This is a genomic window from Pontibacter virosus, from assembly GCF_003096355.1.
Lineage (GTDB): Bacteria > Bacteroidota > Bacteroidia > Cytophagales > Hymenobacteraceae > Pontibacter > Pontibacter virosus.
The window spans coordinates 629,218-653,152 of sequence record NZ_QEKI01000001.1; the positions used below are offsets into that span (position 1 = coordinate 629,218).

The window sequence follows — 23,935 nt, forward strand, 5'->3', positions numbered from 1 at the left end:
GCTACCGCCCATTAGGTGGAAACTACAGATTACCCGGCTTTCCTACTCACAATATACAAATTCCCTAATTCTCCGTACACCGCAGGTATGGCTTTCCGACAAATCGCTATCTTGCTCCTCCTTGCCTCCCTGTTCCCCCTCACCGGGTATAGCTGGGGCTTTTTTGCGCACCAGCGCATCAACCGGCTGGCCGTGTATACCTTGCCACCCGAGATGGTGGGCTTCTACAAGAAACACATCCGCTACATCACCGAGAATGCCGTGAACCCCGACCGTCGCCGGTATGCCGTGGCCGGCGAGGCGCCCCGCCATTACATCGACCTGGATGTGTATGGCGACAGTGCCCTCTATAAAATGCCCCGCTACTGGCAGCAGGCCGTCGAGAAGTACGGCGAAGACACTCTCATGGCGCATGGCATCATTCCCTGGCACATCAACCGCATGAAGTTTCAGCTCACGCAGGCGTTCAAAGATCGCAACGTAGACCAGATTCTTCGCCTCTCCGCCGACTTAGGTCATTACATAGCCGATGCCAGCGTGCCGCTGCACACCACCCGCAACTACAACGGACAACTGTCGGGCCAGCGCGGCATCCACGCTTTCTGGGAGAGCCGCCTGCCTGAGATGCTCTCCGACAACTACGACTTCTTTGTGGGGCAGGCCCGATACATTGAGCAGCCGCAGCTCAAAGCCTGGGATATTGTCGCCAGCGCACACCTGGCCCTTGACTCGGTGCTTGGTTTTGAGCAGGAACTGACGCTGGAGTTCGACGAAGAAAAAAAGTACAGTTACGAAGTGCGCGGCAACCTGACCACACGGGTATACTCAAGGGAGTTCTCAGAGGCCTACCACCGCCGGCTGAACGGACAGGTGGAGCGGCAAATGCGCCTCGCCATTCATAGCGTGGCCAGTTACTGGTTTACAGCTTGGGTGGATGCGGGCCAGCCCGATCTGCGCCAGTTCGCCTCCACACTGTCAGCAGAAGAACAGGAACGCCTGCGCATGGAGCTGAAAGAATACGAGCAAGGACCGCACCTGCCACGTGAAGAAGGCGAAAGTCACCTGCACCAAAACACGTGGATTCCAGGGCGAAGAGAGTAATTTGGCATTCCTAACTTATTCATAGCGGGCTTTACTGGCATCTGAACAGGCACGGACAAGTGGCATTATAAAAAGGATACAAAAATGCCTAACTTGCTTGTGCAACCCATTTATTCGTCCATGAGCTATACCTTCTTAAAGCGCTTTGCGCTATTCTTCACCTTAGCAACTATCGTCAGCTTACAGGCCTCGGCACAGCAAAACACGGCCGCCACCCTCCAGAAGCTCGACGCCTATTATCAAAAGGCTCTGAAAGACTGGGATGTGCCCGGTATGGCCATCGCCATTGTTCGGAACGACTCTGTGATTTTCGCCAAAGGCTATGGTGTGCGCGACCTCAAGGCAGGCGGGCAGGTGGATGCCAACACGGTGTTCGGCATTGCCTCCAACTCCAAAGCCTATACCTCCGCAGCCCTCGGCATACTCGTGGACGAAGGTAAGCTCAACTGGAACGACAAGGTGACCAAACATCTGCCCTGGCTGCAGCTCTACGACCCGTATGTAACGCAGGAACTTAACATCAAAGACCTGCTGAGTCACCGCGTCGGCTACCGCACTTTCAGCGGGGACCTGCTCTGGTATAACACCACCTACAGCCGCCGCGAGATTCTGGAGCGTGCCCGTCACCTTCAGCCCGTCTACAGCTTCCGCGACGGGTATGGCTACTCCAACCTGATGTTCCTTGCCGCTGGTGAAGTGATTGAAGCTGTGTCTGGTCAGACTTGGGAGGATTTTATCAAACAGCGCTTCTTCGCGCCGCTTGGTATGAACCGCTCCTATACCTCCGTGAACGAGCTGGCGGGCAAAGACAACGTCGCCTCCCCGCACGGATCCGACGAAAAGCACAAACCCTACCCGACCACTTTTATGGCCTGGGACAACTGGAATCCTGCAGCAGGTATATTTACGAGTGTGAATCAGCAGGCACAGTGGATGCGTCTGCAGCTTAACCGCGGCACATACAAAGGCCAGAAAATCTTTAGTGAGGACGCTAATCGCATGATGTGGACCGCCCACAACGCCATGCCTGTTTCCAAGCAGGCAGAAGCCAATGTGCCCTCCACGCACTTTTCGGCAGCTGGCCTGGGCTGGATGATGAACGACTACGAAGGCCGCAAAATACTGGCGCATGGCGGCGGGCACGAAGGGATGAATAGCCGCACGGTACTGGTACCCGAAGAGAACCTGGGCATCGTGATCCTGACCAACAGCATGAGTAGCATCATGTCACCGCTGGCCAACTATACCCTGGACCAATTCTTCGGCGTGCAAAACGGTCGCGACTGGAGCCAGTTCTCGCTCGACAACATCGCCAAAGGACGCAAGGCTCAGGAAGAGGCTGCCGCCAAGGCCGCCAAAGAAAAAACGCGCAAGAGCAAACCGACGATGGACCTGGAAGCCTACGCTGGCACTTACAACAGTCCGCTTTACGGCGATGCCACCATCACGGTACAGAACAAGCAACTGGTGTTAGATTTAGCCCCTGCCCCTGCCTTAGGTGGTAAGCTCACGCACTGGCAGCACGATATCTTTGACCTGGAGTGGAAAAACAACTTCGCCCTGCTCACGCCCACCAAAGTGCGTTTCATAGTAGGCGCTGATGGTAAAATTGCAGAAATGCGGCTGGATGCCAATAACCCTGACTTCCATTTTAGTGAACTAGAGTTCAAAAAGGTCAGGTAAGCAGTATAGTTAATAAGCAAATCGGGCCATACCTTGTACAAGGTATGGCCCGATTATTTTTTGAGTTAACCTAACTTAGTATGCTACAACCACTGATATAATGCTAGCAACAGCAAAATATCCAGCGATCACAATGTAAGCAAGTGCATCCTCGTCGTAGTAGAGTTTTTTCATGAGTGACAACCTTTAAAATTGAGAAAATTTTTAAATTACCTTTGGCTGCCGTTGTTTCTATTTACGGAGTATGAGCAGAAATGTTGTACTATTCACAAAAAAGATATTATTTTATATATACAAATATAGAGATATTCATACATAGCTTACTTTCAAGCGATTAAGAATACAATTTATTGTCTTTGCTATGTAACGTAACCTGCCGTTTACTGGATGTTTTATCTGAGATTTAAATATTTTATAAACAAAAGGGGCGATGCTGATCAGCATCGCCCCTTTTGTTTAATATGGTTGTAAGCTAAGTTATGCTACTGCTACTAGCAAGCTACTGATTGCACCACCAAGCACAAAATAAGCAGCAACAATTACATTAGCTAGGGATTCGTTAAGAGTAAATTTTTTCATGGCAATATAATGTTTTAAGGTTTAGGTTATACTTTATTATTTCAAGCATAAAAAAATTCACTTCTAGTAAAATATATTCATATTATTTCCAGAAGACATTGCAAATAAATATCAAATAATTATTATAAACAAATGTTTGAATGAATTTTCTATATAATTGAACAATATCATCAACACTTAAGCCCAATGCGTCTTCTTTTATTACAACTAATTAAGTATCAGAACAGTATGTAAAGTAAATTTTAAAGCGAAAAAGTACAATTAAAAAAATATTTAAAATTTTATATCAAAAACACAATTATAAGCAACAGAATACTAACGTTTTAACAAAAAAGACCCTTCTAACCGTAAGGTCAACAGGGTCTTTTAACAAATTTTAGAAAAGGGTTACAGCGAACAACCCATGCAATTCTTATACAAGCTTCTTATAGCGTATACGCTTTGGCTCTACATCACCCAGGCGCTTCTTCTTATTCTCTTCGTAGTCTGTGTAATTGCCTTCAAACCAGTATACCTGTGAGTCGCCTTCGAATGCCAGGATGTGTGTACAGATACGGTCCAGGAACCATCGGTCGTGCGAGATAATCACGGCGCAACCGGCAAAGCTCTCCAGCGCGTCCTCTAGCGCACGGATGGCGTTCACGTCCAGGTCGTTGGTTGGTTCGTCGAGCAGCAAGAGGTTACCGCCTTCTTTCAGTGTCATGGCCAGGTGCACACGGTTGCGCTCGCCACCCGACAGCTTATCCACTTTCTTCTCCTGATCACCGCCCGAGAAGTTGAACTTGCTCACGTATGCGCGGGAGTTAACCTGGCGGCCGGCCATCATCATGTGTTCTGTACCTCCTGAGATCACCTCAAACACGGATTTGTTCGGGTCCAGCTGCGTGTGCTCCTGGTCTACGTAAGATATCTGCACGGTAGAGCCTACTGTAAAGTCACCTGCATCCGGTTTCTCCTGTCCAGTGATCAGTTTAAACAAGGTAGTCTTACCGGCGCCGTTCGGACCGATGATGCCTACAATGCCACCCTGCGGCAATGAGAAGTTCAGGTTCTCAAACAACAACTTGTCGCCATAGGCCTTGCTGATATTGTGTGCCTCAATTACCTGCGCACCCAAACGTGGGCCATCAGGTATAAAGAGCTCCAGTTTTTCTTCTTTCTTAGAGGCTTCTTCGCTGGCCAGTTTATCATACTGGCTGATACGGGCCTTCGACTTGGCGTGGCGGGCCTTCGGCGCCATGCGCACCCACTCCAACTCGCGCTGCAGGGTTTTCTGACGCTTGCTTTCCGTCTTCTCTTCTTTTGCCAGTCGGGCGGCTTTCTGCTCCAGCCAGCTGCTGTAGTTGCCTTTCCACGGAATTCCCTCACCACGGTCGAGCTCCAGGATCCAGCCGGCCACGTTGTCGAGGAAGTAGCGGTCGTGGGTTACGGCGATCACGGTGCCTTTGTAATGCTGCAAGTGCTGCTCCAGCCAGTCCACCGACTCAGCATCCAGGTGGTTGGTAGGTTCATCCAGCAACAGCACGTCCGGCTCCTGCAACAGTAGGCGGCATAGGGCCACACGGCGCTTCTCACCACCCGACAGGTTGCCGATCACGGCATCTTCCGGCGGTGTGCGCAGGGCGTCCATCGCGCGCTCCAGGCGGTTGTCCAATTCCCATGCATTCAACTGGTCCAGTTTTTCCTGCACTTCTCCCTGACGCTCGATGAGCTTGTTCATCTCATCATCCGTCATTTCCTCGGCGAACTTCATGTTGATCTCGTCGAACTCCTTCAACAAGCCTACCACTTCGCTCACGCCTTCTTCTACCACTTCGCGCACGGTTTTGGCCGGGTCCAGTTGCGGCTCCTGCTCCAGGTAGCCAACCGAGTAACCCGGCGACCAAACTACTTCACCGCGAATCTCCTTGTCCGCGCCGGCAATGATTTTGAGCAGGCTTGACTTACCTGAGCCGTTGAGGCCCAGCACGCCTATTTTGGCGCCGTAGAAAAAGGAGAGGTAAATATTCTTAAGTACTTGCTTCTGTGGCGGGTAGATCTTGCTCACCCCGGCCATTGAGAAAATAATAGTTTCGTTGCTCATTTTACTGTATATCAGTTTAGTACTGCCCGCAGGCAGCAAGTTTAATTTAAACCAGAATGGCATTTACAGCGCCCTACCCGACAAATGTGTCCGGTTTAGCCATTTTTTAAGCCGACAAATACAAATATCGTAAAAATTCATGTGTTTATGGTTCACAAAAGTGCTTTGAAATCACTAAACTTGTAGAAAAACTGTATGGGAGAAGTCCGCACAGACTTATCGTGGCACCAAGTCAGGTTATTACCGGAACACTTCTGTAGCTAAGCTGCAGACTGTCAACGCTACAACCTGACTTGCGTATGCTAAGGTTAGTCTAAATTTTGGACCCTTTGCCCTTTTATGTTCCGATTCTAACCCGATCCTTAAATGGAAAACAACGACCTATTGGAAGAAGCCAAAAAGTATGGCTTTATTCAGGACCAGCAAGTATGGCTGAAGGCTTTTATGACCTACCCCGACAGAAAGGTGGGCGAAGTGAAAGAATCAGAGGAGGACTCGCTGGTTTATTTTGCCAAGCGCTTTCACATGTTTAGCGACAAAGTAAACGCCCTGCTCGAGCGCATTGCAACTTCCGAGAACAAAGGCTCTTTCCTGATGAAGGTACTACACATGAAAGACCAGGTAGGTAACTATGATGCGCTAGGTGACTTTGAGTCCATTTACCATACGCTGAGCAAGGCTGAGGAGGACATAAACGAGACCATCAAGCAAAACCGCGAGAAGAACCTGAGCATCAAGATTGGGCTTATACAGGAGGCAGAGGCGCTGCAGGACAGCGTAGAGTGGAAAGAGACATCCGATAAGATGAAGGAGCTCCGCACCACCTGGATCAAGACCGGCCCGGTTGAGAAAGATCTTACCGACGAAATAGAGGAACGCTTTAAAACAGTCCTGGAGGCATTCTTTGAGCGCAAAAAATCCTTCTTCAACGATAAGAAGCAAATGCAAAACCGCACCTACGACAGGTATAGAGACCTGATCGCGAGGTCGGTGGCGCTGCAAAACTCTGAGGACTGGGAGGCCACAACAGCTAAACTGAAAGACCTGCAAACACAGTGGAAGCAAATCGGCGGATCGTTGCCGCGTGCCACCACCAACAAGCTGTGGACTGACTTTAGAAAAGCCCATAACCACTTCTTTGAGCGCCTCAAGGTGAAGATCACCAACGAGAAGACCGATTCAAAAGAGAAATACTACGAAACCAACCTGGAGCGCAAGCAGGAACTGGTGGGCCAGGCCGAGCAACTGCTCCAGCACAACAGCTTGAACGACGCTGTGAAGCGCGCCAAGGAACTGCAGGCAGAGTGGAAGAAAGTAGGTCCTGTTCGCCCGGATGTTTCAGATGCCATCTGGGAGCGCTTTATCAAGGCTTGCGACCGCGTGTTTGAGATGAGCAGCCTGGAGCACTACATCCGCAAGCGCCAGCAGAACGCCAACGAAACCTATGGCCACGAGGAAGGGCTTCATGCCCGCATCAACGCCCTGCGCGACTTTATCAAGTCTGACCGCCAGGAGTTGGAGGTGCTCGAAACGAACCTGGGCAAGCTGAGCGAGGCACCGAGCAACGACTCGTTCCGCAATATGCTGCTGGGCAAGATCCGTAACTTCAACCGTAAGATTACGACGAAGCAAGCCCTGATCGAGATGTTCCAGGAGCAGTTGAGCACGATCAATAAATAGGAAGATCAAGATTTAACTATATCTTTTAAAGAGGCGTCTGTTGCGAATGCGGCAGACGCTTTTTATATTTACATACAACCCAATCAAGGTAGATTGCAGTAAAAAATGGAGTCCAAAAAAATTTGACTCAAAATGAACATTTACTGTGTATTTGCGTTGTTTTGGTAAAAACAATCACAAAAAGCAATAAATATTTCAAAAAAATTTTAGTTTGTGAATTAATTCATACTTTTGCGGACTTATTTTTCAAACGCCATTATTTAAGGAGACACATACTATGTATTGGACACTGGAATTAGCATCATACCTGGAGGACGCACCCTGGCCCGCCACGAAGGACGAGCTGATCGACTATTCTATCCGCTCAGGCGCCCCTATGGAGGTGGTAGAAAACCTGCAGGCACTTGAAGATGACGGACAGCCTTACGAGAACATCGAGGAGATCTGGCCTGATTACCCTACCAAGGAAGACTTCATGTTCAACGAAGACGAGTACTAATTAATGACTAATTAGATAATGGATAATGAGTAATTGACTTTATATTATTCATTCTTCACTATTCATTACTCGTTGAAAAACATCGTTGAAGTAAAAAATCTGGTTGCGGGTTATGAGCATCGGACTCTGATCCGCAACCTTTCTTTTTCTGTGCCTGCGCAGGCATTTGTGGCTATTGTGGGCCATAATGGTGCCGGCAAAACAACCCTTTTCCGGGCTTTTCAGCAGAAAATACCCTACCAGGGGCAACTCCTGCTGCAGGGCCGGGACTTGCGCAACACCAAAGACGCAGCGGCGTCGGGCCTCCTCTCCTATCTCCCCCAAAAGAATATCGTCTCTTTCTCAATCAGCGTGCTTGACCTGGTGGTGATGGGACTGTTCCGAAAAAAAAGTTTTTTTGAGAATTACACAGCCCAGGATTATGACCGAGCTCGCGCTATACTGGCACAACTCGAACTGACGCACCTGCAGGAGCAGGACTTTACAACCCTTTCTGGAGGGGAGCAGCAAATGGTATGGCTGGCACAACTGATGCTGCAGGATGCCGGTGTTGTATTGCTGGACGAGCCGACTCAGCAGCTGGACGTGTATTATAAGAAGCAGGTCTTCCAACTCCTGCAAGAGTGGGTGCAGCAGAAAGGCAAAACGGTGTTCTGCATAACACATGACCTATACAACCTGCAACCCATGCAAGGCTATCTCCTTAACCTTTCCAAACCCGATCCCATACTTGAGCCGCTCTCTCCTGAAACTGTGCAGCAGAACCAGGAATATTTGGAAGCGCAGCGGATTGTCCGCTAAGGCACTGCCTCAAACTGCTTCACCAGCACTTCGGCCAACAGCAAATCTTCCGGCGTAGTGATCTTGATATTGCTGTAGCTGCCTTCTACCAGTGCTATACCTGCGCCCAACTGCTCTACTACCGAAGCATCGTCGGTGAAGTGCTCCTGCTCGGGCTGCTCGTAGGCTGCCCGCAACAAATCGGCCCTAAAGCACTGGGGGGTCTGCACCAGTTTATACCTGACGCGTGGCACAGCCTGGCTCCCGCTCTCGGTAAGCTCCCGGATAGAGTCTTTTGGGGACACGGCCACCACGGCAGCCCCCGACTCTGCTGCCTGCTCAAAGGCCGCTTTGATTATACCTGTACTTACAAATGGGCGCACGCCATCATGCACAGCCACCAGCGCCTCGCCATGGATTGTCGCCAGGCCATTCTTCACAGACCCAAAGCGAGTCTTTCCGCCTGGCACCGCCATATGGAAAACAGGAAACTTATGCTGCTTGCACAGGGTTCGCCATGCCTGCAGTTGATCCTCTGGCAACACGACCACGATCCGTATATCCTTGTTGTAGGTATAGAACCGCTCAATCGTGTGCATCAGGATAGGTTTTCCGGCGAGCTCAATGAACTGCTTGGGTAGACTGTGCTGCATGCGGCTTCCCGTGCCTCCGGCCACGATAATGGCATATTGTTGCAAAGATTCCTTCATAGGATAGGTATATGTCCTGTAGCAACTTGTTCGGATTAGCAATTGGCCTGTTTCGCTACATGTAAATCCGTTATGCTGACAGTGAGTTACAAATAAAGCAAAAAGCCCCGACTTTAGAGAGTCGAGGCTTTTCAAAAGCTTTATACCTGTTCCTACAGGATCAGCATCACGTCGCCGTAGCTAAAGAAGCGGTACTTCTCCTTTACGGCCTCCTCGTAAGCTTTCATCACCAGTTCGTACCCACCGAAAGCAGCCGTCATCATCAGCAGGGTGCTCTCCGGCATGTGGAAGTTCGTAACCAGTGCATTGGCGATCTTGAAGTCATATGGAGGGAAGATAAAACGGTCCGTCCAGCCCTCGTTTGGCTTCAGGCGGTTGCTGGCCGACACCGACGACTCCAATGCACGCATGGTGGTTGTACCAATGGCACACACGCGCTTCTTGTTGTCCAGCGCTTTGTTCACCATCTCGGACGTTTCGGATGGCACCATGAAATTCTCAGAATCCATTTTGTGCTTGGTCAGGTCTTCTACATCCACGGGGCGGAAGGTACCCAGACCAACGTGCAGAGTAAGCGGTGTTACGTCCACCCCTTTTATCTCGAGGCGCTTGAGTACTTCTTTGGTAAAGTGCAGCCCAGCGGTCGGAGCGGCTACGGCACCTACGTTTTTGGCGTATACGGTTTGGTAACGCTCCTTGTCCTCCGGCTCAGCTTCGCGCTTGATGTACTTTGGCAGTGGCGTTTCGCCCAGTTCGTTAATGGTCTTGTAGAACTCCTCGTCCGGACCATCGAACAGAAACTTGATCGTGCGGCCGCGGGAAGTCGTGTTGTCAATCACTTCTGCTACCAGGTCGCTGTCGCCGAAGTAGAGTTTGTTGCCTACGCGGATCTTACGGGCCGGGTCTACCAGCACGTCCCACAGGTGGATGTCTTTGTTGAGCTCACGAAGCAGAAACACTTCGATCTTGGCACCGGTTTTTTCTTTGTTGCCATAAAGGCGGGCCGGAAATACTTTGGTGTCGTTTACCACCATCACATCGCCTTCATCAAAGTACTCCAGGATGTCTTTGAACACACGGTGCTCGATCTTACCTGAGTCGCGGTGTAGCACCATCATGCGCGATTCGTCGCGGTTAGCGGATGGATGTGTTGCTAGCAGGCTTTCAGGTAGCTCAAACTTAAATTCTGATAACTTCATACTTTTTATATTACGGTATAAATCGTGCTGCCTTAGACTGGCCTGTATCGGGAAATTTGCCGGCTCCCTGAGAATACAGGACAGCTTACCCATGATACAATTAAAAAATCAAACCGCAAATTTACTTAGTTTGCCCGAAATATTCTTACTTTTAAGAAAATTACTTTGCTATAAACCAAACTATGATCTACCTGCGCCTAATAGCCGAAAGTTTCCGCTTTGCATGGCAGGCCTTACGTGCTAACCTGCTGCGCACGATTCTCTCTCTGCTAGGCGTCACAATAGGCATTTTCGCCATCATATCCGTTTTTACGCTAGTGGATTCGCTCGAGCGCAACGTACGTGACAGCATGAGTTTTATCGGCGACAAAGTGCTGTACGTGCAGAAGTGGCCCTGGAGCTTTGGCGGGGAATACCCGTGGTGGAAGTACTTTAATCGCCCGGAAGCCAACGTGCATGAGTTCCGCCTGCTCGACCGTAACCTGACCAACGATGCAGGGGTGGCCATATTTGCAAATAAAGGGCGCAACCTATTCAAGTACCGCAACAACAATTTCCGTGATGCTGGCTTAATTGGTGTATCGTACGACTACAACAAAGTAGCCGAAGTACCCGTGGCAGAAGGACGTTACTTTATACCGCAGGAGGTAGACGCCGCTCGCAATGTCATGATCATCGGCGATGAAGTAGCCAATACGCTATACCCCGGTCAGCCGGCCATCGGGCAGGAACTTCGGGTTAGCGGGCATAAGTTCACGGTGATTGGAGTAATAGAGAGGCAAGGCGAGAGCCTGTTTGGCATGCCCAACTTCGACCAGGTGGGTATTATCCCTTATGCCACGTTCAGCAAGATGTATGCGACCGGTCCTAACGGCATTGGCTCGACGCTGGCTATTAAAGGGCGTGAAGAAGACCCGGGCTTGCAGGAACTGGAGTATGAGGTGCGGGGCATGATGCGCAACATCAGGGGCCTGAAACCACGCGACGAGGATAGCTTTGCCATTAACCGCCCTGAAATGGCTTCACAGGCTGTGACAGGTTTGTTTCAGGTGATTGGCCTGGCTGGCTGGGTGATCGGCGGCTTCGCGATCCTGGTAGGCGGCTTTGGTATTGCCAACATCATGTTCGTGTCTGTCAAGGAAAGAACCAACATTATCGGCATACAAAAATCACTGGGCGCAAAAAACTATTTCATCCTGTTCCAGTTCTTATTCGAGTCCGTATTTTTGAGCGTTATTGGCGGCGGCATAGGTATCTTGCTGGTGTTTCTGCTCACGCTCATACCGCAGGACATGATGAAGATTTCGCTTTCAGCAGGCAACATTATACTAGGCCTGGGCGTATCGGCGGTCATAGGCATGCTGTCGGGTATCATACCCGCAGTGCTCGCCTCAAACCTGGATCCGGTGATTGCAATTCGCTCCAAATAGGAAAAGACACTACCGTGTCTGCAAAGTTTTCTTCTCCACGCTGCAGACACAAACCCTTAAAATTGTTTATTTAATGAAGACGGCCCCTCTTGGTGAGTGCGCCGCAGGAGGCCTGCCTCCTGAAGAAGATGAAGAAAGATTTATGACAAAGCTTAGAAAGACAAGCAAAACAAAACTCAACGACGAGTCACACAACACTGGTAGCGGACAAACGATCCTAAACCCGGACGTAAACGAAAATAAAGCCAAATCTATTACCGACCTGCGCGAGTCGGGCCAGGTACAGGCACCGCCTGCCTCCGAACAGGACATTAAAATCAGAAAGGCCTTTGTAGACAAAGACTGGAACGAGATCAAGATCGCCGACTCATGGCAGATCTTCAAAGTGATGTCTGAATTCGTGGAAGGCTTCGAGAAACTGGCCAAGATTGGCCCCTGCGTCTCGATTTTCGGATCAGCCCGCACCAAGAACACACACAAATACTACGTCATGGCCGAGGAGATCGCCGCTAAGCTGGTGCGCCACGGGTATGGAGTTATCACAGGCGGTGGGCCCGGCATCATGGAGGCTGGTAACAAAGGCGCGCACTCAGAGGGTGGCAAGTCGGTAGGTCTGAACATTCACCTGCCATTCGAGCAGTTCAACAACATCTACATCGACTCTGACAAGCTCATCAACTTCGACTATTTCTTTGTGCGCAAAGTGATGTTTGTGAAGTATGCACAGGGCTTTATCGTGATGCCGGGTGGCTTTGGTACACTCGACGAGCTGTTTGAGGCGATCACCCTGATCCAAACCAAGAAGATCGGCGCGTTCCCGATCGTGCTGGTGGGCCGCGAATTCTGGGGGGGCCTGTTTAAGTGGGTAGAAGATGTGATGCTGAACATGGAAAGCAACATCAGCCCGGAAGATATGGACCTGATCCACATTGTAGACGACGCCACCGAAGCGGTGAAAGTGATCGACGATTTCTACAGCAAATACCTGCTGTCTCCAAACTTCTAAGACAAAAGCAATTCCACAAAAAACGCCCTGCTGCAGAACAGCGGGGCGTTTTTTTAGTATCTAATTTTAGAAGCTTTTCTGTTTTGAAGCCTGCCTTTGGCTTTAGTTTATCAGCTTCACTTCAAATGTGGTACTCCCGCTTACAGGCATTCCTTCTGCTGTCTGGCCCTGCACATTTACCTCAAACACACCGGTTTCGTCGGAGGTATAGAATATGAAGGAGGCACTCCCGTCAGGTCCGGTTTGCAGGAATGGTTGCCAATACAGCTGTTGCCGGAAGTCAGGGAACTGGGACTGCGCAGCATCACCGGGAGCCGGCGCTGGCACTACGAAGTTGCGGGGCAGGTTGTACTGCTCATAGAGTACAGGCAGGCCCTTTTCCTTGAGCCTTTCCCGGGCCTCTCCGCTTTTGGTGTAGATGGCAAACATGCCGTTGTCTACCAAACGGCCCAGGTTGCCGGCGTATAGCTTCTCCTCTGACCAGGCAATCTCAATAGAGGCGATGTCGTTCAGGTCCAGCTCCATGATCTCATCCATATTCTCCAGTATAACACCGTCCAGCAGGTATAGCGGCTCCCCCTTCATCATACGCTTGGTTTCGGAGGACACGTAAAGCAGCCGCACGGTTTGTCTTCCTTTTTTCTTGCGCATGCGCAGGTTGGTGGTTACCTCTCGTATGGCTTCCTCCACATCCTGAAAAGCGACATAATCATCCAGTTTGAATACCCGGTCGGCTGGCAAACGCGGAAGTGGCGCAGCGGCATGCGGTTCTGTGAGGCCGTAAATTTCATGGATGTTAGTACGGGTATAGTGTTGCTGCGCGACACTTACTACATGCGGCGGCAGTGCCTGCACAAAGGCCGTGTCTATATTTCTGCCAAAGGCTTCCTGCTGAAAGGGGGCCTTTACCGTTTCCTGCCGCATGGGCTCTACCAGGGTCTCCCTTTGAAAACGGGCTTCTGTTTCACTTTTTGCAATGGCCTCCCAAAGCTCCAGATCTGTCTCGTACCCCTGTTGCGCTCCGCTTACCGCAACGAAGCCTCCGGGCTGCTGAAGAGTGGCACGGCGCTCCGCTACAGAGGCTGCAAGCCAGGTGCTGGGCTGCACCCCCTTGACGGTGACAGTGACCTGCTGGCGGGTGCCATACTGCTGGTGCTCGGCCTGTACCTCTATACCTGCTGTATGGGGTAGCATGACCCGCCGCTCCGCCTCTACCAAACCGCCCGTGTTGAGCAGCAGTAAGCGGCATTCGGGTTGCGCTGCATTAAGCCATGGCACGATAACCTGATCCTCTCCGGTAATACGGTGCGCGAAGTACACTGTCCCGCCTGAGGTCGCTACCAATACATGGCCTATTCCTGACTTGCCCTGCACGCTCACTGGTATACCTGTGCCGCTTACTTTACCAACCGCCAGGGCTATACCTTGCTGCTTTGGTTTTGGAATACTCACCAGTTGCTGTGCATAGCCCTCTGCCTGCAGTTGCGCAACCAGTTCCCGTTGTTCTGTAACGTTCAGCTCAAACACGGCTATACCTGCGTCATTGCTCTTGAAAGTGGTGATGACTTGCCCGGCCGTATCAGTCACTGTACCTTGGGCGACTATACCTATACCGGCAGCGTTGGTCACGGTCGCTACCATTTTGGTAGGTACCCCGACTGACCAAACACCAGACTCCGGAAAGAAGCGTACCTGCAGCGGTTTGGCCTTGACTGGTTGTGCCTGCAGCGCCCTGACTTCGTCCGGGTTCACAATCGTGAGTTGCTGCTGCCAGCGCTGTCGTGCACTGAAGTTTTTCATCCAGTTGGTGGCAGCCTGTAGCGTATACCTGCCCGATGGCAGATCCTTAGGCAGCAGAAAATCACCCTGCGCTTTCCCATCCTCTATCACCAATCGCTGGCTGGTCAGGGTGCTGCCTTGCGCATCCAGCAACTCTACGTAAAGTACCCGACTTGCCGGAGCGGTCGAGTTCTTCCGCACCGCAGCGCTGTACCAGAGCCGCTCCCCTGCCATGTACCAGGGCTGGCTGTGCACCAATTGCACCTGTTCGTCGGAGAGCTGCCGCTGCACCTGGGCGGCGGCGACTTTGGTAACCTGCTCATGCTGCGCAAAGGCGGGCAAACAAAGCCAGGTGGATGCCAACAGCCAACAGGCAGCTCCCAAGATCCTGCTACCTTTTATTTCGGATTTGCTCATAGTTGTGGAGTTTATCAAAAGCCAATTGGCCGTTGGTCAGTTACGTTCGGGTATAGATAGGTGAAGCGGCAATCTCCCATGGGCTGCACGTAAGGCAGGCCTGGGAATGGCGCGTAAAACTGTCGCTGGATCACGATAAAATCTTCCGTTACAGCCGATGCGCTAAAATAGCCGATCACCTGCTCTTCCGGGTCTGTGAGGCTGTAGAGGTTGCCGTTGATGCGTGCCGGAGGCGGATCGAAAATGCTGCCAACACTTGCTTGCTGCTGACTGAAAAGCCGCTGAAACTCATACGCCCCGGCCGTGAGCGAAAACTGCCTGATCTTGATGCGGTATTTGGTTGGGATATCGGCAGGCACCACCACCACGGGCTGCTCAAAATAACGGCCGTTCACCAGCCTGTCATCGTTCGTTACCACTTTGGTGTTGATGCTCCCCATATTGGCCCAGCACACCGAGGGCACCGGCGCATCGCCTGTATTGGAGTAAAATTCAAACACGCCCTCTGTATCCCAGCAGTAGTAATTGCCCCGCTCTGCCGGATCCTGTACCTGCGCCTTCACCTCAAAACCCACCGACCTGCGCTCGATCAACACGCCCGCTGAGTTCCGGACCACGTCTACAAACTGCTTAAACTCATAGCTTATCCCCTGGATAGCCGGCACCGGGCGCAGCAGTTCCGGACGCGAAGCAAACTCCCGGCCGTCGGGCAGCCTGATGTGCAAGGTATAGCTCCTGCCCTGCTCTACCTGGTAGTCCTCTGGGAGCAACTGGTACATGCCTCTCGCCCCAGGAGTCAGCGGCATGATGTTCGCCTGATCATCCTGCAGCGTTACTGTAGCATCCAATACAGGATGCACCAGTACCTGTTGGTTTTCGCTGTTAAAAGGGGCAGTCCAGGTCAGCGTCACCTTGTTCAGTTCCGGGTCGTTTTGGTCTGTCACCATACCGCTCACCACGAGTTTCGGCTCCTCCGCCTCGATCTGGAGTTCTAAGGGATCAATGCAAGCTGGCAGACAAACCACAATCAGCAGCATAATCCACCGCCAGGTTTTATAATAGGTAGTTGCTCGCTGCATGTTAAGTAAAGTCATCATTTCTACAGCTCTCAAAAGCCCTCTGGTTTTACAATGGTGCTGTTCGGGAACAGGATCCGGCAATCCTGGGGCGGTGCTACAAAAGGAGGATCGTAAACCCCACTTCGGAAGGGGGCATGCACCGCTCTGTTAATCAACAAGCCCTTTTCAGTAACGCCCGACGCTCCAAAAAATCCAATCACTTCCTCTTCAGGATTGCTCAGGCTGTAGAGGTTACCCCGTATTTTGGCCGGAGGCGGATCGAAAACACTCCCTACGCTGGATTGCTGCTGGTTGAAGAGCCGCCAGAACTCGTGCGCCTGGGCTGTTAGCGCATACTGTCGCACTCTAACGAGGTACTTAGTGGGCATATCGGCAGGGAGTACCACAACCGCCTGCTTGTAGGTATTTCCATTAAACAGCCTGTCTTCAGCGGTGACAACTTTTGCAGTGATGCGCCCTACAAATGACCAGCACTGGGTGGGAGGTATAGGCAACACATCAGGGGCACGGCTGAAGTACTCGAACACACCTGTCGCATCCCAGCGGTAGTAATTAGCGGTGCCTGCAGGGTCTTGCAGGTTGGCGTATACCTCAAAGCCCTCTGTTGTCTGTTCTACCAGTTCGCCGCTGCCATTTCGGACCACTTCTGTAAACTCTTTGAAGGTATAGGTTATGTCCTCTATCTGTGGGGAGGGCTGCAGCAGTTCGGGGGCCGACTCATACTCACGGCCGTCGGGCAACTTGATGTACAATCTGTAGTGCTGACCAACTTCACCTGCCAGGTACTGAGGCAGGAAATAAACCCCACGCTCCCCTTCTATCAATTGAAATCCTGTACCTTGGTTATCCAGAATTTTCACATAGGCTCCCAATACCGGACGGTTATACACGATATTGTTTTTACCGTCAAAAGGCTCAGACCAGGAAAGGCTTACTTTGTTCATCCCCTCGTCTGGGCGGTCTGTTATCAGCCCGCTCACTACTAGTTTAGGCTCGTTCTCCCCTGTCTGTATCGCAATCGGATCGATGCAGGCATTTAAAGAAAGGCAGATCACAGCCACTAGCCAACTCAAAAACTGCCTTCTCATCTTGTGATCTTGAAATTGTAAGTAATAGCCGGTACTGCCGAGCCAATCACTGACAGTCGGTAGGCCTGCGGAATGGTACCACCATAGGCTGGTTTGAAGAACACGGAGTAAGGATTTTTACGCCCGTACACGTTGTATACCGAGAAAGCCCAGCTGCTTACCCAGTTGGCGTTCCGCTTGTTGGTGCCGTCTATCACCAAAGCCAGGTCCAGGCGGTGGTAGTCCGGTATGCGGTGCTGGTTGCGGTCGCTGTAGTTCACGATCAGCAGCCCGTCGATGTAGCCCACAGATTCCGGATAGGTAATCGGTCGGCCTGTGCTGTAAGTGAAGTTAGCTGACAGACTAATCAACCTGCTCATCTGATGGTTTAGAACCAGGCTGAGGTCGTGCGGTTTGTCGAAGTTGGCCGGAAAGAAATTGCCGTTGTTGATGCGCTCTTCGGGAGTGGGGCCGTTCACACGGCGCAGCGATCTGGAGTAGGTATAACTCGCCCAACCCGTCAGTTTTTTGCCTTGTCGACGCAGCATCAGTTCCAGTCCGTAAGCCTTGCCCTCGCCTGGCAGCAGGTCGGCATCGAGGGTACTGTTGAGCAGGAGCCGGGCGCCGTCTTTGTACTCCACCAGGTCGTGCAGCTTTTTATAGTAGGCCTCTGCCGAAAGCTCGATGGTATTGTCCTGCAGGTTTTTGAAAAAGCCGAGCGCCACCTGGTCCCCGATCTGCGGGCGCAGGTTCGGGTTACTCGTTTTCCAGATATCTACCGGGGAGGCCGCTGTGGTGTTGGAGATCAAATGGATGTACTGCGCCATGCGGTTATAGCCCAACTTTACCGAGCTGTTCTCGCCCAGGCTTATTTTAAGCGAGGCGCGCGGCTCAAAATTGCCATACTGCTGTATCACTCCGCCATTGCTGTAGCTAAGCGTATCAATGATCGTCGACTCGCGGCGGGGCGACTCCGGATCGTACACATACACATCGCCTGGCCCCAGGTTGTAGTAAGAAGAGTAGCGCAATCCGTAGCTGACTGATATCCTGGGGCTGAGTGTGTATTCGTGGTCCAGGTATAGGGCGGCTTCAACAGAACGCTCGCGAGGCATGTTCACGGGCAGCAAGCTGGACATCTCTGAACCGGGCGTCAGAACACCGGGGCTGAACTGATACCAGGAGGACGAGGCACCCAGCCCCAGCTTATGCCGCACAGAAGGCTCAAAGTTGAGGTCCGCCTTGATCTGCTTGTACTTGATCTCTGAGTCGAGGGTATAGCTGTAGGGCTCTGTTTCGGCTTCCACGCCATAGTCATAATCGCCTACCACACCGGTTATGCTTGATAGGAATTTGTCGCTGAAAGCATGATTCCAGCGGGCGGTAGCGGTGGCTGTGCTCCAGGTATAGGTCGTGTCTGCGCCAAAGCGGAAGCCGTCGCGGCTCAGGTAGCCGGACAACATCAGCTGGTCTTTGGCGCTGATCGTGTAATCTACCTTGCCGTTGAAGTCATAGAAGTAGCCGTCGCTGTCACGCACGGCTTTGTCAGGCACGTAGCGCATGGCCAGGCTGGGGTAGGCGCCCCGTCCTCCCAGCACAAAAGAGGCCTTGTCTTTCAGTAACGGTGCTTCAACTATCAGGCGACTGGCCAGCAACCCGATGCCACCGCTCAGGATAGGGGCTTTCTTGTTACCCTCTTTCAGCTCCACATCCAGCACCGACGAGATGCGCCCGCCATACCGGGCAGGTATACCGCCACGGTACAAGGTGACATCCTGCACCATATCCGAATTGAAGACCGAAAAGAAACCGAACAAGTGAGAGGCACTGAAAAGCGGCGCCTGGTCCTGTAAGATCAGGTTCTGGTCGATGCTGCCGCCACGTACGTTGAAGCCGCTGGCTCCTTCCCCGACGGTGGTTACGCCCGGCAGCGCAATAATACTGCGCACCACGTCCACTTCCCCCAGGAAATTGGGCATTTTGCGCACCTCTTTTATCGACAGGCGGGCCACTCCCATCTCGAGGCTCTCCACATTATGGTCAGGCGCTTTGGCAGACACCTCCACTTCACGCAGTTGGTTACTCACTTCGAACAGCTCAACGTGCATGGTGCGGCTTTGCTGCAGACCCACCCGCCGCTGGTCCTCTACCATGCCAATGGCCCGCACGCGCAGGGTATAGTTACCCGCCGGCGCTGACAAGGTATACCTGCCTTGCTCATCGGCTACAGTGCCTTTTCCAATTTCCACCAGCAGCACGGTGGCCCCAATGAATGGCTCGCCTGTTTTGGCATTGCGCACCTGTCCGCTCAGGGTCACAATGCGCTCTGCGGCCTGCCCTGCAGCCACTGCCCCCGACGGCACCGTGTCGGAGCGAAACCTATAGGCGGCAGACAAGGGCACCAGCACGACGGTGCGGGCGTCATACAGCACAAACGAAAGGTTGGCTTTTCCCAGAAGCTTTTGCATAGCGCTGGTAAGCGGCTCCTGGTTAAATACCTGTGTGATCTGTACTCCGTCTACCCACTCTGGCTGGTAAAACACGCGCAGTTTGTGCGTCTGTTGCAAGTCCTGCAGCACGGCCTGCAGGGGCTGATTCTGGTAGCTGGCTGTAATGCGCAGCTGCCCGGTGTCCTGTGCCCAGGTATAGCCTGAAAGCAGCAGCAGGACAGCAAGCAGCAAGTAATGGTAGCGTCTTCTCATAAAATGGAGGTGCGGTAGGCGTAGGTGCGTAGCAGGCATAAAAAGGGACTTCTTTGCACCTTAGCAATATATAGTTTTAACATTGAATTTGAAAATTTTGAACCGACCGTCACTCAAAACCTTTGCGCATTTACTTTTTACCTAAGTCTAACAGAATCGTACATACTAGCAGGAGAGCAAAGCCTATGTCGGAGACAGACAAAGAGTTAATAAAGAAGCTCAAGAAGAAGCTCAGAGTGCAGGAGCAAAAGAACGCCGAGATACGCGATCACATGGCAGCCGAGCGTACGATCTTCGCCAACGAACGCACCCTGATGGCCTACCTGCGCACAGCCATGACGATCTCTGTCGGTGGGTTCGTCGCCATCAAGCTTTCCGATGATCTGTACTTGGAGATCATTGGTGTCATTTTGATCCCGATTGGTATTATACTGGGCGTTTACAGCTTTGTCAGGTATAAGCACAAGCAGCGTATCATTGAGAATCATCACCAGGGCTACTGCCCTACCAGTCATGAACACGAGCGGGCACACAGCGAAATGCTCGAACCCGGCGAGAATGGTAAACAAACCTCTGCCTAATGCGCACCTGCTTATGCCCGCCGTTATAAAGACAAGGCACGCTGCTGCTACCCCTTTCCTTCTGTTTGTTTCGTATATTTCTCAAAAAAATAGAATCGATGCCTGTGCAGGAGCAAGACGAAATCAAGAAACTGCGTAAGAAGATCAAAAAGCTGGAAAAGAAGAACGCTGAGATCCGTGACGAGATGGCTATACAACGTACCATCTTTGCCAATGAGCGTACCCTGATGGCTTATTTCCGAACGGCTATTGCACTTATTGCGGGGGGCTTTGCTGCCATTAAGTTCTCTCAGCATGTTTACATGGAGCTGATCGGCTTAACGCTATTGCCTATTGGTATACTGCTGGCAGTGTATAGCTTCGTGCGCTACCTCAATAAGCAGAAGCTGATCCAGCGCCATCGGCAGAATTACGAACCTGTCAGCCATCACCACGAAGAACTTTACGAAAAACAGGTTTCACGCTACGGCAACGTAGATTAAGGTATACGCTAAGGATAATTGCTAAAAGCTAAACCATTTAGCGCGGATCGCTGTTAAGAAGGGTTAGCATCTCCGAGTCCGGAGACGCTGATATTTTTGTACCTTTGCTATTTAAAATCAAGCATTCCTGAATGGCTTTTAACCAAGCGCAAGAAACAGCAAATGGCACCGACACTGCCTTTTCGCAAAATGGCGAAACACAGCAGATAGAAGTATACGGTGCCCGCGAACATAACCTCAAAAACATTTCCATCAAGCTGCCCCGCTACAAGCTGGTAGTCTTCACCGGCATCAGTGGCTCGGGCAAGTCCTCACTGGCTTTCGACACGATTTATGCCGAAGGGCAGCGCCGCTACATGGAAACCTTCTCAGCTTACGCCCGCTCGTTTATGGGCGGACTGGAGCGCCCCGATGTGGACAAGATCGAAGGTCTTTCGCCGGTGATTTCCATCGAGCAGAAAACCACGAGCCGCAACCCACGCTCCACCGTGGGCACCATCACCGAGATCTACGACTTTATGCGATTGCTTTGGGCCCGAACGGCCGAGGCGTACAGCTATGTGACCGGCGAGAAAATGGTGCGCCAAAGCGACGACCAGATCGTGAACCACATCCTGGAGAACTTTGACGGCAAGCGCATTATCGTGCTGGCACCGGTAGTAAAGGGCCGTAAAGGCCATTACCGCGAGCTTTTCCAGCAGATACGCAAGATGGGCTTCATCCGCGCCCGTGTGGATGGCGAATTGTTGGAGATCGCGCCGAAGATGCAGGTCGACCGCTACAAGATTCACGACATCGAAATCGTGATCGATAAGGTGGTGGTGAAAGAAGAAGATCGCTTCCGTTTGTCGGGCTCTATCCAGAATGCACTGACTCACGGTAAAGGCATGGTGCTGATACTGGATGCGGACGCTGACAAGACGCACTTCTTCTCCCGCCACCTCATGGACCCGGCCACCGGCATCGCCTACGACGATCCAGCTCCGAACTCCTTCTCGTTTAACTCGCCTTACGGCGCCTGCCCGGTGTGTAACGGCTTGGGTGAGATACAGGAGATCACGGAAGAATCGGTTATACCGGACAAAAGCCTGAGCATCCGCCGCGGAGGTATAGCACCGCTCGGCGAGTACCGCGACATCTGGATTTTCAAACAGATCGAAGCCCTGTTCAAACACTTCAAGGTATCAGTTTCGACCCCGATCAAAGACCTGCCGGAGGATGTGCTGAAGGTGCTGCTCTATGGTCTGGACGAAGACCTGGAGGTGAATACCAAAAAAGGCAACTATGTAGTGGAGTTTGAAGGCATCGTGAACTTCCTGAAAGGGCAGATGGAATCGGACTCCGACAACATCCGCTCCTGGGTGGAGGATTTTGCGCAAACCACGACTTGTCCTGAATGTAACGGCTACCGACTCAAGAAAGAATCGCTGCACTTCAAGATTGCCAACACCAACATCGGGGAACTCTCGGTGCTTGACATCAACAAACTGGCCGCCTGGTTTGAGGGTGTGGAAGAACGCATGAGCGAGCGCCAGAACGTGATTGCACGTGAGCTTTTGAAAGAGATTCGCAAGCGCATCGGCTTTTTGCTGGATGTGGGTTTGGACTACCTGAGTCTGCACCGCCCTGTGAAAACACTTTCGGGTGGTGAGAGCCAGCGTATACGCCTGGCCACTCAGATTGGTACGCAGCTGGTGGGTGTGCTTTACATCATGGACGAACCGAGCATCGGACTGCACCAGCGCGACAACGAGCGCCTAATCAAAGCCCTGCAGGATCTCCGCGACCTGGGCAACTCCATTATTGTAGTGGAGCACGACAAGGACATGATCCTGCAGGCCGACTACGTGGTGGACATCGGTCCGGGCGCAGGTATACACGGTGGGCAGGTAGTAACGGCTGGTACGCCGGAAGACATGATGAACGCCGGCACGACCACCGCCGACTTCCTGAGCAACCGCAGAGGTATAGCCGTGCCGCGCGTGAAACGTCCGGGAACAGGCCAGGTACTGAAATTGAAAGGCGCTACCGGCAACAACCTGAAGAACGTAACCCTGGAACTGCCGCTTGGCAAGATGGTGTGCGTGACGGGCGTGTCGGGCAGTGGCAAGTCCTCGCTCATACACGACACGCTCTACCCTATCCTGAACACGCACTTTTTCCGGGCCAAGCGCGATCCGCTACCCTACAAGAAAATAGAAGGACTGGAGCATATTGATAAAGTGATCGAAGTGGACCAGTCACCGATCGGACGTACGCCGCGCTCTAACCCGGCTACTTATACCGGCGTGTTCACCGACATCCGTACACTATTTGCGCAACTGCCCGAAGCTAAGATCAGGGGGTATACGCCGGGTCGCTTCTCTTTTAACGTGAAGGGCGGACGCTGCGAGGCTTGCGAAGGTGCAGGTATGCGCACGATTGAGATGAATTTCCTGCCGGACGTATACGTGCCGTGTGAGGTCTGCAAAGGCAAGCGCTACAACCGCGAAACGCTGGAGGTACGCTTCAAAGGCAAGAGCATCACCGACGTGCTGGATATGACCGTAGAGCAGGCAGTAGACTTTTTCGAGAGTCAGCCGCGTATCCTGCGCAAGATCCAAACACTGAACGAAGTAGGCCTGGGCTACATTACACTGGGCCAGCAGGCCACTACCCTATCGGGCGGCGAGGCGCAGCGTGTGAAACTGGCGACGGAGCTTTCCAAGAAAGACACCGGCCAGACGCTCTACATTCTGGACGAACCAACCACGGGTCTGCACTTCCAGGATATTGAGCATCTAAGCGAAGTGCTGCACAAGCTAACTGACAAAGGCAACTCGGTGCTCATCATCGAGCATAACCTGGATTTGATCAAGATCGCCGACTGGATCATCGACATCGGGCCGGAAGGTGGCGAGGGCGGTGGTACCATTGTGGCAGCCGGCACACCGGAGGATATTGTCAAAAAAGGCAAAGGCTATACCGCCCGCTTCCTCAAAGAGGAGTTGAAAACGAGCCACTACCGTGAGAACGGTCAGGCTTAGCAGGCATAGCAGCTTATAAAAAAATGCCGCTCCCAGGTATGGGGCGGCATTT

The 23,935-nt window shown here is 52.1% G+C and carries 17 protein-coding genes; 10 read left to right on the plus strand and 7 right to left on the minus strand.

From position 1 onward, the window contains the following. Nucleotides 1–87 precede the first annotated feature (87 nt). Together C8E01_RS02800 and C8E01_RS02805 are read left to right on the plus strand one after the other, a co-directional pair. Nucleotides 88–1,101: a zinc dependent phospholipase C family protein gene (locus tag C8E01_RS02800; RefSeq protein ID WP_116541810.1), complete on the plus strand. Its 1,014-nt coding sequence runs from the start codon at nt 88–90 to the stop codon at nt 1,099–1,101. A gap of 84 nt (nt 1,102–1,185) precedes the next feature. Next, the gene (locus tag C8E01_RS02805; RefSeq protein ID WP_243409393.1) at nt 1,186–2,784 is read left to right on the plus strand and encodes a serine hydrolase; all 1,599 of its coding nucleotides are present in this window, start codon (nt 1,186–1,188) and stop codon (nt 2,782–2,784) included. 991 nt (nt 2,785–3,775) lie between these two features. On the opposite strand, the gene ettA is transcribed toward C8E01_RS02805, so the two are convergent. Then, nucleotides 3,776–5,446: an energy-dependent translational throttle protein EttA gene (gene ettA, locus C8E01_RS02810; protein WP_116541881.1), complete on the minus strand. Its 1,671-nt coding sequence runs from the start codon at nt 5,444–5,446 to the stop codon at nt 3,776–3,778. Nucleotides 5,447–5,812: 366 nt separating this feature from the next. On the opposite strand from ettA, the gene C8E01_RS02815 reads away from it, so the two are divergent. The 3 genes from C8E01_RS02815 to C8E01_RS02825 all read left to right on the plus strand — a co-directional run bounded on the left by C8E01_RS02815 (nt 5,813) and on the right by C8E01_RS02825 (nt 8,426). Next, a complete protein-coding gene (locus tag C8E01_RS02815) occupies nt 5,813–7,126 on the plus strand; it encodes a DUF349 domain-containing protein (protein WP_116541811.1) in 1,314 nt (437 codons plus the stop codon). Nucleotides 7,127–7,403: 277 nt separating this feature from the next. Then, a complete protein-coding gene (locus tag C8E01_RS02820; RefSeq protein ID WP_007652164.1) occupies nt 7,404–7,625 on the plus strand; it encodes a DUF2795 domain-containing protein in 222 nt (73 codons plus the stop codon). Between the two features lie 72 nt (nt 7,626–7,697). After that, nucleotides 7,698–8,426 (plus strand): ABC transporter ATP-binding protein, encoded by a 729-nt coding sequence (locus C8E01_RS02825; protein ID WP_116541812.1) that lies wholly within the window; start codon nt 7,698–7,700, stop codon nt 8,424–8,426. Here the strand turns inward: C8E01_RS02825 and C8E01_RS02830 are convergent. Together C8E01_RS02830 and queA are read right to left on the minus strand one after the other, a co-directional pair. Then, a complete protein-coding gene (locus C8E01_RS02830) occupies nt 8,423–9,115 on the minus strand; it encodes a 2-C-methyl-D-erythritol 4-phosphate cytidylyltransferase (protein ID WP_116541813.1) in 693 nt (230 codons plus the stop codon). The genes C8E01_RS02825 and C8E01_RS02830 overlap by 4 nt on opposite strands. Before the next feature lie 152 nt (nt 9,116–9,267). Beyond that, complete coding sequence (gene queA, locus C8E01_RS02835) at nt 9,268–10,314, minus strand: tRNA preQ1(34) S-adenosylmethionine ribosyltransferase-isomerase QueA (RefSeq protein WP_116541814.1); 1,047 nt, start codon at nt 10,312–10,314, stop codon at nt 9,268–9,270. Nucleotides 10,315–10,496: 182 nt separating this feature from the next. On the opposite strand from queA, the gene C8E01_RS02840 reads away from it, so the two are divergent. Together C8E01_RS02840 and C8E01_RS02845 are read left to right on the plus strand one after the other, a co-directional pair. Beyond that, nucleotides 10,497–11,744: an ABC transporter permease gene (locus tag C8E01_RS02840; protein WP_116541815.1), complete on the plus strand. Its 1,248-nt coding sequence runs from the start codon at nt 10,497–10,499 to the stop codon at nt 11,742–11,744. 142 nt (nt 11,745–11,886) lie between these two features. After that, a complete protein-coding gene (locus C8E01_RS02845; RefSeq protein ID WP_243409394.1) occupies nt 11,887–12,750 on the plus strand; it encodes an LOG family protein in 864 nt (287 codons plus the stop codon). 102 nt (nt 12,751–12,852) lie between these two features. Here the strand turns inward: C8E01_RS02845 and C8E01_RS02850 are convergent, their stop codons facing one another. From C8E01_RS02850 to C8E01_RS02865, 4 genes are read right to left on the minus strand one after another with little or no spacing between them, the layout of a single operon-like run. Beyond that, a complete protein-coding gene (locus tag C8E01_RS02850; protein ID WP_207774855.1) occupies nt 12,853–14,946 on the minus strand; it encodes a hypothetical protein in 2,094 nt (697 codons plus the stop codon). 14 nt (nt 14,947–14,960) lie between these two features. After that, nucleotides 14,961–16,058, minus strand: coding sequence for a DUF4249 domain-containing protein (locus tag C8E01_RS02855; RefSeq protein WP_243409395.1), 1,098 nt, complete (start codon nt 16,056–16,058; stop codon nt 14,961–14,963). Then, nucleotides 16,055–17,113, minus strand: a complete 1,059-nt coding sequence (locus C8E01_RS02860; protein ID WP_116541816.1) for a DUF4249 domain-containing protein — start codon at nt 17,111–17,113, stop codon at nt 16,055–16,057. Before C8E01_RS02860 ends, C8E01_RS02855 begins: the two co-directional genes overlap by 4 nt. Further along, a complete protein-coding gene (locus C8E01_RS02865; protein ID WP_165820540.1) occupies nt 17,110–19,794 on the minus strand; it encodes a TonB-dependent receptor in 2,685 nt (894 codons plus the stop codon). Before C8E01_RS02865 ends, C8E01_RS02860 begins: the two co-directional genes overlap by 4 nt. Nucleotides 19,795–19,979: 185 nt before the next feature. Here C8E01_RS02865 and C8E01_RS02870 point away from each other — a divergent pair, with 185 nt between their 5' ends. The 3 genes from C8E01_RS02870 (at nt 19,980) to uvrA (ending at nt 23,883) form a co-directional block, all read left to right on the plus strand. Further along, the gene (locus C8E01_RS02870; RefSeq protein WP_116541818.1) at nt 19,980–20,375 is read left to right on the plus strand and encodes a DUF202 domain-containing protein; all 396 of its coding nucleotides are present in this window, start codon (nt 19,980–19,982) and stop codon (nt 20,373–20,375) included. Between the two features lie 65 nt (nt 20,376–20,440). Continuing rightward, nucleotides 20,441–20,857 (plus strand): YidH family protein, encoded by a 417-nt coding sequence (locus tag C8E01_RS02875; protein ID WP_243409396.1) that lies wholly within the window; start codon nt 20,441–20,443, stop codon nt 20,855–20,857. Between the two features lie 131 nt (nt 20,858–20,988). Then, entirely contained in the window at nt 20,989–23,883 is a 2,895-nt protein-coding gene (gene uvrA / locus C8E01_RS02880; RefSeq protein WP_116541820.1) for an excinuclease ABC subunit UvrA, read from the plus strand. Nucleotides 23,884–23,935: the final 52 nt, after the last annotated feature.